The 12444-nt window shown below is 65.6% G+C and carries 14 protein-coding genes; 1 reads left to right on the forward strand and 13 read right to left on the reverse strand.

Going from position 1 to position 12444, the window contains the following annotated elements; all coding sequences use genetic code 11:
• The 13 genes from B215_RS21155 to B215_RS0102070 form a co-directional block, all read right to left on the reverse strand.
• Complete coding sequence (locus tag B215_RS21155) at positions 1 to 168, reverse strand: hypothetical protein (RefSeq protein ID WP_156804349.1); 168 nt, start codon at positions 166 to 168, stop codon at positions 1 to 3.
• The gene (locus B215_RS0102015; RefSeq protein WP_019367958.1) at positions 168 to 836 is read right to left on the reverse strand and encodes a complex I 24 kDa subunit family protein; all 669 of its coding nucleotides are present in this window, start codon (positions 834 to 836) and stop codon (positions 168 to 170) included. The genes B215_RS21155 and B215_RS0102015 overlap by 1 nt, the downstream gene beginning before the upstream one ends.
• Positions 836 to 1174, reverse strand: coding sequence for a nuclear transport factor 2 family protein (locus B215_RS0102020; protein WP_019367959.1), 339 nt, complete (start codon positions 1172 to 1174; stop codon positions 836 to 838). Before B215_RS0102020 ends, B215_RS0102015 begins: the two co-directional genes overlap by 1 nt.
• Positions 1171 to 2400, reverse strand: a complete 1230-nt coding sequence (locus B215_RS0102025) for an NADH-quinone oxidoreductase subunit D (RefSeq protein ID WP_019367960.1) — start codon at positions 2398 to 2400, stop codon at positions 1171 to 1173. Before B215_RS0102025 ends, B215_RS0102020 begins: the two co-directional genes overlap by 4 nt.
• A complete protein-coding gene (locus B215_RS0102030; protein WP_019367961.1) occupies positions 2397 to 3233 on the reverse strand; it encodes an NADH-quinone oxidoreductase subunit C in 837 nt (278 codons plus the stop codon). The genes B215_RS0102025 and B215_RS0102030 overlap by 4 nt, the downstream gene beginning before the upstream one ends.
• Positions 3230 to 3769 carry a NuoB/complex I 20 kDa subunit family protein gene (locus tag B215_RS0102035; protein ID WP_019367962.1) on the reverse strand — a complete coding sequence of 180 codons (540 nt, stop codon included), beginning with the start codon at positions 3767 to 3769 and terminating at the stop codon, positions 3230 to 3232. Before B215_RS0102035 ends, B215_RS0102030 begins: the two co-directional genes overlap by 4 nt.
• Positions 3760 to 4134 carry an NADH-quinone oxidoreductase subunit A gene (locus B215_RS0102040; RefSeq protein WP_019367963.1) on the reverse strand — a complete coding sequence of 125 codons (375 nt, stop codon included), beginning with the start codon at positions 4132 to 4134 and terminating at the stop codon, positions 3760 to 3762. The genes B215_RS0102035 and B215_RS0102040 overlap by 10 nt, the downstream gene beginning before the upstream one ends.
• A gap of 129 nt (positions 4135 to 4263) precedes the next feature.
• Complete coding sequence (locus tag B215_RS20525; RefSeq protein WP_019367964.1) at positions 4264 to 5682, reverse strand: chemotaxis protein CheW; 1419 nt, start codon at positions 5680 to 5682, stop codon at positions 4264 to 4266.
• A gap of 2 nt (positions 5683 to 5684) precedes the next feature.
• A complete protein-coding gene (locus B215_RS0102050) occupies positions 5685 to 8153 on the reverse strand; it encodes a methyl-accepting chemotaxis protein (protein ID WP_019367965.1) in 2469 nt (822 codons plus the stop codon).
• A gap of 126 nt (positions 8154 to 8279) precedes the next feature.
• Positions 8280 to 9095, reverse strand: coding sequence for an inositol monophosphatase family protein (locus B215_RS0102055; RefSeq protein ID WP_019367966.1), 816 nt, complete (start codon positions 9093 to 9095; stop codon positions 8280 to 8282).
• A 119-nt stretch (positions 9096 to 9214) separates the two neighbouring features.
• On the reverse strand, positions 9215 to 9778 hold the full coding sequence (gene efp, locus B215_RS0102060; RefSeq protein WP_010545156.1) for an elongation factor P: 564 nt from the start codon (positions 9776 to 9778) through the stop codon (positions 9215 to 9217).
• Positions 9779 to 9817: 39 nt separating this feature from the next.
• Positions 9818 to 10390 (reverse strand): M23 family metallopeptidase, encoded by a 573-nt coding sequence (locus tag B215_RS0102065; protein WP_019367967.1) that lies wholly within the window; start codon positions 10388 to 10390, stop codon positions 9818 to 9820.
• A 4-nt stretch (positions 10391 to 10394) separates the two neighbouring features.
• On the reverse strand, positions 10395 to 11387 hold the full coding sequence (locus tag B215_RS0102070) for a L,D-transpeptidase family protein (RefSeq protein WP_050990118.1): 993 nt from the start codon (positions 11385 to 11387) through the stop codon (positions 10395 to 10397).
• Positions 11388 to 11595: 208 nt separating this feature from the next.
• Between B215_RS0102070 and B215_RS0102075 the strand changes: the two genes are divergently transcribed.
• Positions 11596 to 12372, forward strand: a complete 777-nt coding sequence (locus B215_RS0102075) for an AcvB/VirJ family lysyl-phosphatidylglycerol hydrolase (protein ID WP_019367969.1) — start codon at positions 11596 to 11598, stop codon at positions 12370 to 12372.
• Positions 12373 to 12444 lie beyond the last annotated feature (72 nt).

Consider the following 12444-nt stretch of genomic DNA (forward strand, 5'->3'; position numbering starts at 1 on the left):
TTAGCGTCCCTTCCCGACCAGCTTCTGTACGAACAGATAGAAGACTACGGCCAGACCGATCAGGACGAGCGTCCCGATCAAGTTAAATGCAAGCTCGAGCACCCAGCCGAGCACGACGATACCGCCGATGATGGCCAGGATGGTGACGATGAGGCTGTTGCCCCGCATCACCATTCGCCCCGATAGTCATGGTTCTCATGGACCATCGCGGTAAGCGTCGTCGGACCGCCGAGCGGCTCGACGGTGTGACGGCCCGGCTCCTGCGTACCGGTCTTGGGGCTCTCGCCCTTGGCCAGCGCGTCGAGGATCGCGAGCGTCCGATCATAGTCGAGATCTTCGAAATTGTCGTCGTTGATCTGTACCATCGGCGCCGACGAGCAATTGCCCATGCACTCGACCTCGGTGAGCGTGAACAGCCCGTCCGCGGTGGTGTGGCCCTTCTTGAGCCCGCGTGCCTTGCACGCAGCCATCACATCGTCCGACCCGCGCAGCATGCACGGCGTGGTGCCGCAGACCTGCACATGGTAGCGGCCGACCGGCACCAGATTGAACATGGTGTAGAAGGTCGCGACCTCGAACACGCGAATATAGGGCATGTCCAGTTCGCGCGCGACGAACTCGATCACCGGAACCGGCAGCCAGCCCTGCGTGTTTGTCTCCGCGCCCACCTGGCGCTGCGCCAGATCGAGGAACGGGATGGTGCACGACATCTGGCGGCCCGCCGGATAGCGCGCCATGATCTCGCGCGCCTTCTCGGCGTTGGCCGGCGTCCAGGCGAAATTGCCCCAGCGCGCGCGGACTTCCGCTTCGTCGGGGAGTTGGGGTGCGTCAGCCATCAGCGGATAAACTCCACCCGATCGACCTTGTCGTCGGAGAACGTATAAATGGACATCACCTCGAAGGGCTCGGCCTCGGGCGAGCGCGACACCTTCTCGTGCAGCACGACGGTCTCGCCGAGCGCATAGGAGGACAGGATGTCGGCACGGTTGTGCGGAAACTCGGCGAACATCGCCTTCAGCCCCGAACGCACGCCTTCGCGGCCCTCGCGCAGCACGGCGCCGCGATAGGTCGCCTCGCAGGCGCCGTCGGTCATCAGCTCGACATAGCCGTCGGCATCCTGCGCGTTGTACCGCGCGATCATTTCATGGGTCGTGGCGATACGATCCGTGCTCAACGGTCGCACTCCCCGAACACGATGTCCATCGCGCCCAGAATGGCGGTGATGTCGGCGAGCATATGGCCCTTGGACATGAAGTCCATCGCCTGGAGGTGGCTGAACGCCGTCGGGCGCACCTTGCAGCGATACGGCTTGTTGGTGCCATCCGAGACCAGGTACACGCCGAATTCGCCCTTGGGGCTCTCGGTTGCGACATACACTTCGCCCGCCGGCACGTGATAGCCTTCGGTGAAGAGCTTGAAGTGATGGATCAGCGCTTCCATCGACTGCTTCATCTCGCCGCGCTTCGGGGCCCCTACCTTGCGGTCGAGCGTCAGGACCGGGCCTTCCGGCATGTCCTGGATGCACTGCTTGATGATGCGGGCCGACTGGTAGACTTCCTCGACGCGGACCATGAAGCGATCATAGCAATCGCCGCGGGTGCCGACCGGGATCTCGAAGTCGACGCGGTCGTACACGTCATAGGGCTGCGCGCGGCGGATATCCCACGGAATGCCGGCGGCGCGGATCATCGGGCCGGAGAAGCCCCACTTGATCGCGTCCTCGCGGCTCACCGTCGCGATGTCGACGTTGCGCTGCTTGAAGATGCGGTTCTCGGCGACCAGGCTGATCGCGTCACCGAACAGCTGCGGCAGGCGCGTGTCGAGCCATTCCGCGATGTCGTTCAGCAGCTTGACCGGCACGTCCTGACGCACCCCGCCGACGCGGTAATAGTTCGAGTGCATGCGCGCACCCGACGCCCGCTCGAAGAAGTTCAGGCAGTCCTCGCGGATCTCGAACATCCACAGGTTCGGCGTCATCGCGCCGACGTCCATCACGTGCGAACCGAGGTTCAGCATGTGGTTGCAGATTCGGGTCAGCTCGGCGAACAGCACGCGGAGATACTGGCCGCGCAGCGGCACCTCGAGATCGAGCAGCTTCTCGACCGCGAGGACGAAGCTGTGCTCCATCGCCAGCGGCGAACAGTAATCGAAGCGATCGAAATAGGGCAGCGCCTGGGTGTAGGTCTTGTACTCGATCAGCTTTTCGGTGCCGCGGTGGAGCAGGCCGACATGCGGATCGATGCGCTCGATGATCTCGCCATCCAGTTCGGTGACGAGACGGAGCACGCCGTGCGCCGCGGGATGCTGCGGGCCGAAGTTGATCGTGTAGTTCGCGATCGAGGTATCGCCCGTCGCCGGGTCGACATCGCGCTCCATGATCTTGGCTACGGTATCGCTCATTTGTTCTGCCCTTCGCCCTTGGTCGGGATCACGTCCGGATCCTTGGGCTTTTCGCCGGGCTGGTTGCCCGGATGCGGCTGGCCGGCGCCGGTCTGGGCCGGGCTGTCGGTGGTCTTGGTGTCCTTGCCCTGCGCCGGCTCGCTCTTGGCGGCGGCGGTGTCGGCGCTCGCGACTTGGGCGGCGGCAGCCGGCGTGGGCGCCCCCTTGGCCTGCGGCTGCGGCGCCTTCTCGTCGCCGGGCAGCACATATTGCGCACCTTCCCACGGGCTCATGAAGTCGAAGTTGCGGAAGTCCTGCGCCAGGCTGACCGGCTCATAGACCACGCGCTTCGCCTCTTCCGAGTAGCGCACCTCGACATACCCGGTCATCGGGAAGTCCTTGCGCAGCGGATGGCCCTGGAAGCCATAGTCGGTCAGGATGCGGCGGAGATCGTCATTGCCCTCGAACAGCACGCCGTACATGTCGTACGTCTCGCGCTCGAGCCAGCCGGCGACCGGCCAGATGTCGGTCACGCTCGGCACCGGCTTTTCCTCGTCGGTGATGACGCGGACGCGGATACGGTGGTTCCGGGTGAACGACAGCAGCTGGTAGACGACGTCGAAGCGCTCCGCGCGCTGCGGATAGTCGACACCGGCGATCTCGCTGAGCTGCTGATATTCCAGGCCCGGCGTGTCGCGCAGCGCGATCATCGCGTCGCACAGCTTCTCGCGGACGACGGTGAGCGACACTTCGCCCACGGCGTCCTTCGCCTCGACCAGCATGTCGCCGAGCGCGGCCTTGGCCGCCTCGATCACGCCGTCGTTCGCGGCATAGCGGGGAGCCGGCGCCCTCACCGGTCCAGGCTCCCGATGCGGCGGATCTTCCGCTGCAGCTGCATCACGCCGTAGAGCAGCGCCTCAGCAGTCGGCGGGCAGCCGGGGACGTAGATGTCCACGGGCACCACGCGATCGCAGCCGCGCACGACGCTGTAGCTATAGTGGTAATAGCCGCCGCCATTGGCGCAGCTGCCCATCGAAATCACGTATTTCGGTTCCGACATCTGGTCATAGACCCGGCGAAGCGCCGGGGCCATCTTGTTGCACAGCGTGCCCGCGACGATCATCACGTCCGACTGGCGCGGCGACGCGCGCGGGGCGGCGCCGAAGCGCTCCATGTCGTAGCGCGGCATGTTGACGTGGATCATCTCCACCGCGCAGCATGCGAGGCCGAAGGTCATCCACCACAGCGAGCCGGTACGGGCCCACTGGAACAGCTCCTCGGTGGAGGTGACCAGGAAACCCTTGTCCGAAATCTCGGCATTGATGTCGTTCAGGAAGCCGACGTCCGGGAGGGTCCCCGGCGGGGGCGGCGCCGAAAGCTCTACTCCCATTCCAGGGCTCCCTTCTTCCACGCATAGATTAGGCCGAGCGCCAGCTCGGCGAAAAAGATCATCATCGAAATCCAGGCGGTCCAGCCCAGGGTGAACACGCTCACCGCCCAGGGGTAGAGGAACGCCGCCTCGAGATCGAACACGATGAACAGGATGGCAACGAGGTAGAAGCGCACGTCGAACTGGCTGCGCGAATCCTCGAAGGCGGGGAAGCCGCACTCATATTCGGTGAGCTTTTCCGGCGTCGGCTTGTTCGTGCCGGTCAGGCGCGAGACGAGCATCGGCAGGAACACGAACGTGCCCGAGAGCAACAGGGCGATCCCCAGGAATATCAGGATCGGGAGATATTGTGACAGGTCGACCAATGGCCTTCTCTTCTCGCGACTGCGGAATCTTGAGCGGCTTCTAGGACCATGATCCCGGTGCGGCAAGGCCTGGAACCGCTGAGAATCATTCGCAATTGTTAAGGGGCGGTGAATAGGTCCGGAGCGGCTTTATCCAAGTGTATGAATTCGGATCGAATGCGCCGTCCCCTCGATCGTTGCGGGTACGAACCGCGCCCCGGGGCTTCCCCCAGGGACAGGGAGGGCAGGCGCGTTGATGATCGTCGCCAGCCGCTGGGCGAGGAAGCCGCGCGCGCCCTGCCCTTCTTGGTCGCGGGCGATGATCAGCAACTTGGCCTCGTCCGGCGCTGCACCCGGCTCGACGCCGTAGACCGAGATCGGCGCGCCGCGATGATCGGTGAGGCCGCACAAACCCGAAGGGCCCTCGATTGGCGAGGAAAGCCCGCGGAACGGCACCACTTCGCGGATCGCGTCGAGCGGGGTGGCGAGCAGCCGGGCACCGGTGTCGAAGATCAGGAAGGCGCTGGTGGCGGTGGCGTCCGCGCGGGGTCCGCTGGTGCCGCCGCCCGTCGCGGCCGTGGGCTGCCGGCACATCGCCGCCATCGCCTGGATTGCGGGATCGGCACGCACCGCCGCGCTGTCGAGCACGAGATTCTGCCCGCCGGCAGGATCGGTCGCGATGGACGCGAACAGCGTGTTGCGCCCTGCCAGCTCCACCGGCATCGGGCCGAACTTGTCGTCGGCGATCCGCGCGACGCTGCGCACGCTCTCCACGTGCCAGCCCACCAGCTTGTCCGGCGCGATCCGCAGCAGGATCACCGGACCCTGCGACTCTTCCGGCGTCGCGCCCTCGAGCCCCAGCGTCGCCAGCTGATCGAAGACGCGGACGTCGCGCCCGAGATAGTTGACGCTGCGCGACCAGCCGGGCGCGGGAACCGCACAGCGCCGCAGGCTGATCGCAGGCGCGGTGCTCTCCACCAGATGGCTGTCGATGGCGATGTCCACGCCGGCGACGGTCACCAGCACGAACGGCCTTCCGCGCCTGAGCGCCGAGTTCCCCGCGTCGCGCGGGACGCAACGGACCAGCGGCAGGCCGGGCAGGCCGAACAGCGCCTCGGGATCGAGGATGCCGACAAGATGCGCCTCGCGGACGAAGGCGCGATCCACCAGCCGCGCCGCGCCGGCCGAATCGACCAGCGCGCGCACCGCCGAAACGGGGATGCGGTACAGCCCCGACACCGCGTCGATGCGGAGCCCGAGCAGCAGGTCGTCCCGACGCAGCACCACCACCGTGCCGCCCGCGCCGGTTTCGGCGGCGAAGCCGAGCAGGATGCTGACATCGACGACGGGGATCACGTCGCCGCGTACGCCGATCGATCCGATCAGCGCCGGGTGGCTGCCGAAACGGGGCCCAAGCGCGAGCGGGCACGGCACGACCTCGCGCACCCAGTCGACCGGCACCGCGAATTCGACGCCGCACAGGCGGAGCAGCCCGACATCGAGATGCCGTCGCCCGGCCTCCCCTGCCACCGCCTCCGCCACCGCGTCATGCTCCACCCCCTCGCGCATGATCAGATCGCGCTGTGGGTGGACGTTGCCAGCTCGCCGATCATGGCGACCACCTGGCGCGACGTCTCGCGCTGGGCGCTGACCGACTGGGCGATGCCGGAAATCGCGCCGGTCGTCTTGTCGACGCACCCGGCGATCGCCTCGAACGCATCACGGGCCGAGCGCGAGCGTTCGGTGCCCTGGGTGACGCGCTCGCTCGACTCGCCGATCAGCCGGGTGATCTCCTCCGCCGCCGAGGCGCTGCGCTCGGCGAGCTTGCGCACCTCTTCGGCGACGATCGAGAAGCCGACACCGTGCTCGCCGGCGCGCGCCGCCTCGATCGCGGCGTTGAAGGCGAGCAGGTTGGTCTGGCCGGCAAGGTCGCCGATCACGTCGACGATGCTGGAGATCTTCTTCGACGACGCCGCCATCAGCTCCATCGATTCGATCGTGCCCTCGATCGCGCTGGTGCCGCGATCGGCCGCCGCCTGGGTCTCGCTGGCGAGGCCCGTGGCGCTGCAGGCGCCCTCGCTGATCGTCTTGATCGCCTCGGAGAGATCGCCGACGACGCCCTGCATCTGCTCGGTCTTGGCGGCGATCTTGCGCTCGAGCATCACCTGGTCGGTGACGTCATAGGCATATTTGATCACCCGCGACGGATTGCCCTGCAGGTCGAACACAGGCGAGTAGCTCGCCTGGATGAACACGTCGCGGTCATATTTACCGATCCGGTGGAAACGGCCCGATTGCCCCTCGCCGCGCCCGAGCGAGCGCCAGAAATCGCCATATTCCTTCGACTTGAGATGCGTCGGATCGACGAACATCGAATGGTGTCGCCCCTGGATCTCGCGCAGGGTATAGCCCATGGTCGACAGGAAATTCTCGTTCGCGGTGAGGATCTCGCCGTCAAGGCTGAACTCGATGGTGGCGAGGCTGCGGTCGACCGCCTGGGCGCGGCTCTTGCCCTCGATCGCCGCCTTCTTGCGCTCGGTGATGTCGTGCGCGAACTTGACCACTTTCACGACGTTACCGAGACCATCGAAGATCGGATTGTAGGTTGCGTTGAGCCAGATCTCCGCGCCGGCCTTGTTGCGGCGGCGGAAGTCGCCGGCGATGTACTCGCCATGCGCCAGGTCCGCCCAGAATCGCGCATATTCCGGCGAATTCACCAGTTCGGCATCGCAGAAGATCTTGTGATGCTTGCCGATCACGTCATCCCGCCGATAGCCGGTGGTCGCCAGGAAATTCTCGTTCGCGTCGAGCACGATCCCGTCGGGGGTGAATTCGATCACCGCCTGGGCGCGACTGATCGCCGCGACCTTGCCCTCCGCGTCCGCCGCCCGCAGCTTCTGCTCGGTAATGTCATAGGCATATTTGACGACCCGGATCAGTTTCCCGTCGGCATCGACAATCGGATTGTAGGTCGCCCGGATCCAGACGCGACGACCGTCCTTCCCGATGCGCGGGAAGACTCCCGCCTGGAATTCGCCCGCGGCGAGCGCGCGCCAGAAGCTGTTATACTCCTCCGTCTTAACATAGTCGGGATCGCAGCAGGTGCGGTGATGCTTGCCGATCAGCTCGCTACGCTCATAGCCCATCGTCTGCAGGAACATGTCGTTCGCGGCGACGACATAGCCGCTGGTGTCGAACTCGATCACCGCGGTCGAGCGATCGATTGCCGCCAGCTTGCCGGCGGCCTCGGCGCTTTCCGTCTGTTGCTTGGTCACGTCCATCGCGAACTTGACGATCTTCACCGGCAGGCCCTGATGATCGAGGATCGGATTGTAGGTGGCCTGGATCCAGCGGACGGTGCCGTCCTTGGCGACGCGCTTGTAGAGTCCGCCATCGAACTCGCCGTTCCCCAGCCGCTCCCAGAACTGGCGATAGGCGGGCGACCGGGCATATTCCGCCGTGCAGAACATGCGGTGATGCTGACCGATCAGCTCTTCCACCTTGTAGCCGAGCAGCTCACAGAAATTCTCGTTGGCGCCGAGCACGCGCCCGGACAGATCGAACTCGATCATCGCCGTCGCGCGGCTGAAGGCGTTGAGCACACTGCGGTTGAGCGCCGCCTCGATCTGCACGCCGCGAACGTCCCGCGCGATCAGAACGACGCGCTGCACCGTGCCGGTGGCGTCGGTGATCGGGGCATAATGACCGGCGAGCCAGGCATCCTTCCCCTCGCAGCCGTTGCGCCGCGCCGTCTCCTCGATGGTCTCGCCCGCGCGCAGCCGATCCCAGAAGGCGGCATAGGCGGGGCTGGCGGCATAGTCGGCGTCGCAGAAGAAGCGGTGATGCTCGCCGACCACGGTCTCGAGCACGCAGCCCATGGCGTCGAGAAACAGCTGGTTCGCCCGCAGCAACGTGCCGTCCGGGCTGAACTCGGCCACGGCGTAGAGCCGGTCCAGCACCGTGCCGACAACCTTGCAGAAGGCCTCGTCCTCAGCCTTTGCGCGCCGCCCATTGCCCAGGCCCGTCACTTCCATGTTCATGCGCCGTTCGTCCCGTCTCAGGCCGGCATTTTCGCCGGGGCCTTTTCAGGAACTTATAGAACGGTAACCGAACGAACCGGCTGGGAAACAAAGTTAATTCTAGGATCCCTACTCTTACGAGTGACCTCAACGCAGGGCGTTGGCGACCAGCTTGTGGAGCTTGGAGTGCAGCCCGTCATTGGCAGCGAGGAACTGGTTGCGCTGCATCGCCATGTCCTGGCCGCGATAGTCGGTGACGAACCCACCGGCTTCCTTCACCAGCAGCATGCCGGCGGCCACGTCCCAGGGCTTCAGGTCCGATTCCCAATAGCCGTCGAACCGGCCCGCCGCGACCCAGGCGAGGTCGAGCGCGGCCGAGCCCAGCCGGCGGATGCCCGCCACTTCGGGCGCCACCGCACCGAAGATGCGGCTCCATTCGGCGAAATTGCCATGGCCCATGAACGGAATGCCGGTGGCGATCAGCGATTCCGAGAGATCGCGGCGCGAGGAGACGCGCAGGCGCTGGTCCTGCAGCCAGGCGCCGCGGCCCTTCTCGGCCCAGAAGCTCTCGTCGGTCAGCGGCTGGTAGACCAGGCCATGGGTGATCTCCGGCTTGCCCTGCGATCCGTTCGGATCCTCCACCGCGATCGCGATCGAGAAATGCGGGATGCCGTGGAGGAAATTGGTGGTGCCGTCGAGCGGATCGACGATGAAGCGCGGCTTGTCCGGATCGCCCGGCAGTTCGCCGCCTTCTTCGGCGAGGATGCGCCAGTCGGGCCGCGCCTTGCGCAGTTCCTCGATCAGCGTCTGCTCGGCGCGCTTGTCGGCCATGCTCACGAAATCGGCCGGGCCCTTGCGGCTGACCTGCAGGTGCTGGACCTCGTTGAAGTCGCGACGCAGGCGGGGTGCCGCCTTGCGTGCGGCGCGGGCCATGACGGTGAGAAGGCCGGAATGCGCTACCATATCAATCTTTCTCCCTGCCGCAGTTGCGGGGGACTATGGAAGGCCTGACCCGAAAACGGGAAAAGGGGACGCAGGCCTGCCGTCCCCTTCCCTTCGCATGTTCGGCCGAAGCCGGCAGATCAGTCCGCGCGGCGGACGTAGGTCTGCTCGTACACGTCGACGACGATGCGCGTGCCCGATGCGATGTGCGGCGGCACCATGATACGCACGCCGTTGTCGAGCACGGCCGGCTTGTACGAGGACGAGGCCGTCTGGCCCTTCACCACCGCATCGGCCTCGACGATCGTCGCTTCGATCGTGTCGGGCAGCTGCACACTGATCGGCTCTTCGTCATAGAGCTCCATCAGCACGTCCATGCCGTCCTGCAGGAAGGCCGCGGCCTCGCCGAGCAGATCGCGCGGCAGCGTCGTCTGGTCGTAGGTTTCCTTGTCCATGAACACGAGCATGTCGCCTTCCGGATACAGGAACTGGAAATCCTTGGTGTCGAGGCGCACGCGCTCCACGGTCTCGGCCGAGCGGAAGCGGACGTTGTTCTTGCGACCGTCGCGCAGGTTCTTGAGTTCGACCTGCATATAGGCACCGCCCTTGCCGGGCTGGGTGTGCTGAATCTTGACGGCGCGCCAGATGCCGCCCTCATATTCGATGATGTTGCCGGGACGGATGTCCACGCCGCTGATCTTCATGGATCGTGCCTGTTGTTGAGAAAGAGCTGAGCGCGGCCCTTAGCTCCGGCCGGGCTTTCCCGCAAGCAGTGGATAGGGATCGATGTTCCGGCCCTCCCACCAGCGCTCGCCCGGCGCCATCTCCTTCACCTCCAGGTGGAGGTGGGGCGGCCCGCCGGCGGCACTGCCGCTGTCGCCAACCGTAGCGATCGGCTGCCCCTGGCGAACGATCGCGCCCTCTGCCACGCCAATCGTATCGAGGTGCGCATAATAGTGCACGCCCCCGCCGTCGGGGGTGCGGATATACAAGGTGTGGCCGCCGAGCCCGCTTTCGAACCGCTTTTCGACGGTGCCGCTCGCCGCGGCGAGCACCGGCGTGCCCTTGGGCGCAAGGATGTCGATCGCATGATGCTCGCGGTCGCCATCCCCACGCGGCTCTCCCCAATTGCTATGCAGAGCCGACACGGGCACGCCCTGCACCGGCACAATCAGGCCCGATGCCCCCGACGCGGGCGCAGATCGCGCCGCCTCGACTCGCGGTACCTGCCCGGCCGGCAGCACCCGCACGCGCGAGACCAGCAGCGCCAGCAGCGCTACCGTCACCAGCCCGACGATCACGCCCCGACGCCGCATTGCACTATTCCTGAAAGATCGCCGGCGTACCGGGCTTCACCATCAGCGCGAGGCGCGCGGCATCCCAATTGGTCAGGCGGATGCAGCCATGGCTTTCCGATCGCCCGATCGTCTGCGGCTCGGGCGTGCCGTGGATGCCGTAATGCTCCTTGGACAGGTCGATCCATACCACTCCCACCGGCCCGTTCGGGCCCGGCGGCAACATGGCGGGATCGTCGCTCTTCTTGGCATCCCAGAACAGGTCTGGATTATAATGAAACTTAGGATTGGTATCTAAACCATTGATCTTCCAACGTCCTATGGGCAATGGATCATGCTCGCTGCCCATGGTCGCGCTGAACTGGGCCACAAGGCGATTGCCGCTGCCATAGACCTTCAGCACCCCTTCCGATTTATCGACTACCAGATGGTCTGCCTTGGGCTGCGTTGCATCGACGTTCAGCATGCTGAGCGTCTGCCGCCATTCCGGCTTCATATCGTCGGGGTAGGCGCGCGACGAGGGCAGCGCATTGGGAAAGCGGAACACCGCACCGGTACGAATCGCCCGTCCACCGGGGTTCAGTTCCACCAGCACCTCGGGGGTGGTGTGGAACATTTCCGCTAGCTTCTCCAGCGGGCGGCGATAGGCCAGCGCGGACAGCTTGCTTTGTTCGGGCAGGTTCTTGGGGATGGGATCGACAAATGGTCCCGCCATCGCGTCAGCTGAGACTGCCAGCGTCTTCACGGGGCGCAAGCGGCGATACTGGTGCAGCACCTTCAGCGTCGCGGCATCGATGGTGCCTGTCACGGCAAGGCCGCGCGCTTCCTGGAAGCCGCGCAACGCCGCGGTCAGCGACTGTCCGGGGCGACCATCGAGAATACCGGGCGAGAAGCCGAGGTGATCGAGAATGACCTGCACATGGAGAATATTGAAATCGATGACCGAGCGCGGCGGCGCGGGCTGCGCCAGCGCGGGAATGCTAACGCAGCACAATGCCAACCCCAAAGCCTTCCGCACGTAAGCGACCTCCCCATCCATTCAGGCGTTGGTGGGGTAACGACTTATAAGGCCGGTTGTTTCCACACAGAAACAGAGTGGACAGGCGGGCGCCACCATGCCCTAGTGCGAACATGCGGCGGAATCCTCTAGAAACGGGACGACGGGTTCGGGCGATCGGGCGCGGTTCCTTCATCCGCCCTTCAGCAACGGGAGCATAAGGCAAGCGATGGTGCCGAACCCTTCCCGCCTCCTGTATCAGCGCCCCGGCTGGAAAGGCTGGGCAGCGATCCTGATCGCCCTGCTGGGCCTTGCCGCACTCGGCGTCTACTGGAGCGCAGGATTTCTCGACCGGGATCCGGTGCGCACCTTTACCATGCCGCCGTCTCCGCAAACCAGCGGCGCGCAAGTTGCCGCGGTGTTCTTCTCCGGCGACATGGGAATGCGCTACGGCATGGGGCCATATGTGGTCGAAGCGCTTTCGGGTGCCGGCGTACCCGTCTACGCCGTCGCCAGTTCCACGGCCTTCGCACACCACCGCAGCCATGCCGAAGTGACGGCGCTGGTGGCGGAGTCCGTGCGGCAGGCGATGCGCCGCTCCGGCGCCAGCAGAGTGGTGGTGATTGGCCAGTCTTTCGGGGCGGACATGGTCCGGGTAGGGCTGGCAGCGATGCCCGCCGATCTCCGGCCGAAGGTGGCCGCCCTCGTGCTGGTCGTGCCGGGTGCCACCGCCTATTTCCGCGCCGATCCGCTGGGCCTCGCCTATATGGGTACGCCCGATGAAGATGCCGCGGCAGCACATGGGATCGATTGGCTGCCCGTCACCTGCATCCGCGGGGCGGACGAGAAGGATAGCCTTTGCCCCAGCCTGCTTGCCCCCAATGTACGACGCATCACCTTACCCGGGGGACATTATCTACGCATGGATCATGACTTGCTGGTGCGCACGGTCTTGGGTGCGCTGACCCCTGTTCTGGGCGCACACCTGGAAGCCCCGACACCCTGATCGGCCGACTGCGGACTGATTGCACCTGAAGCGGCGCGGCGATAAGGACCCGCACGGCGTTCCCGGGGGAAG

Source organism: Sphingomonas sp. ATCC 31555 (assembly GCF_000282895.1).
GTDB lineage: Bacteria > Pseudomonadota > Alphaproteobacteria > Sphingomonadales > Sphingomonadaceae > Sphingomonas.

What these genes read in the sequence shown, in the direction of transcription:
- B215_RS21155 (WP_156804349.1), bottom strand. Translation starts at nt 168, where the DNA reads ATGCGGGGCAACAGCCTCATCGTCACCATCCTGGCCATCATCGGCGGT.
- B215_RS0102015 (WP_019367958.1), bottom strand. Translation starts at nt 836, where the DNA reads ATGGCTGACGCACCCCAACTCCCCGACGAAGCGGAAGTCCGCGCGCGC.
- B215_RS0102025 (WP_019367960.1), bottom strand. Translation starts at nt 2,400, where the DNA reads ATGAGCGATACCGTAGCCAAGATCATGGAGCGCGATGTCGACCCGGCG.
- B215_RS0102035 (WP_019367962.1), bottom strand. Translation starts at nt 3,769, where the DNA reads ATGGGAGTAGAGCTTTCGGCGCCGCCCCCGCCGGGGACCCTCCCGGAC.
- B215_RS20525 (WP_019367964.1), bottom strand. Translation starts at nt 5,682, where the DNA reads ATGCGCGAGGGGGTGGAGCATGACGCGGTGGCGGAGGCGGTGGCAGGG.
- B215_RS0102050 (WP_019367965.1), bottom strand. Translation starts at nt 8,153, where the DNA reads ATGAACATGGAAGTGACGGGCCTGGGCAATGGGCGGCGCGCAAAGGCT.
- B215_RS0102055 (WP_019367966.1), bottom strand. Translation starts at nt 9,095, where the DNA reads ATGGTAGCGCATTCCGGCCTTCTCACCGTCATGGCCCGCGCCGCACGC.
- efp (WP_010545156.1), bottom strand. Translation starts at nt 9,778, where the DNA reads ATGAAGATCAGCGGCGTGGACATCCGTCCCGGCAACATCATCGAATAT.
- B215_RS0102065 (WP_019367967.1), bottom strand. Translation starts at nt 10,390, where the DNA reads ATGCGGCGTCGGGGCGTGATCGTCGGGCTGGTGACGGTAGCGCTGCTG.
- B215_RS0102075 (WP_019367969.1), top strand. Translation starts at nt 11,596, where the DNA reads ATGGTGCCGAACCCTTCCCGCCTCCTGTATCAGCGCCCCGGCTGGAAA.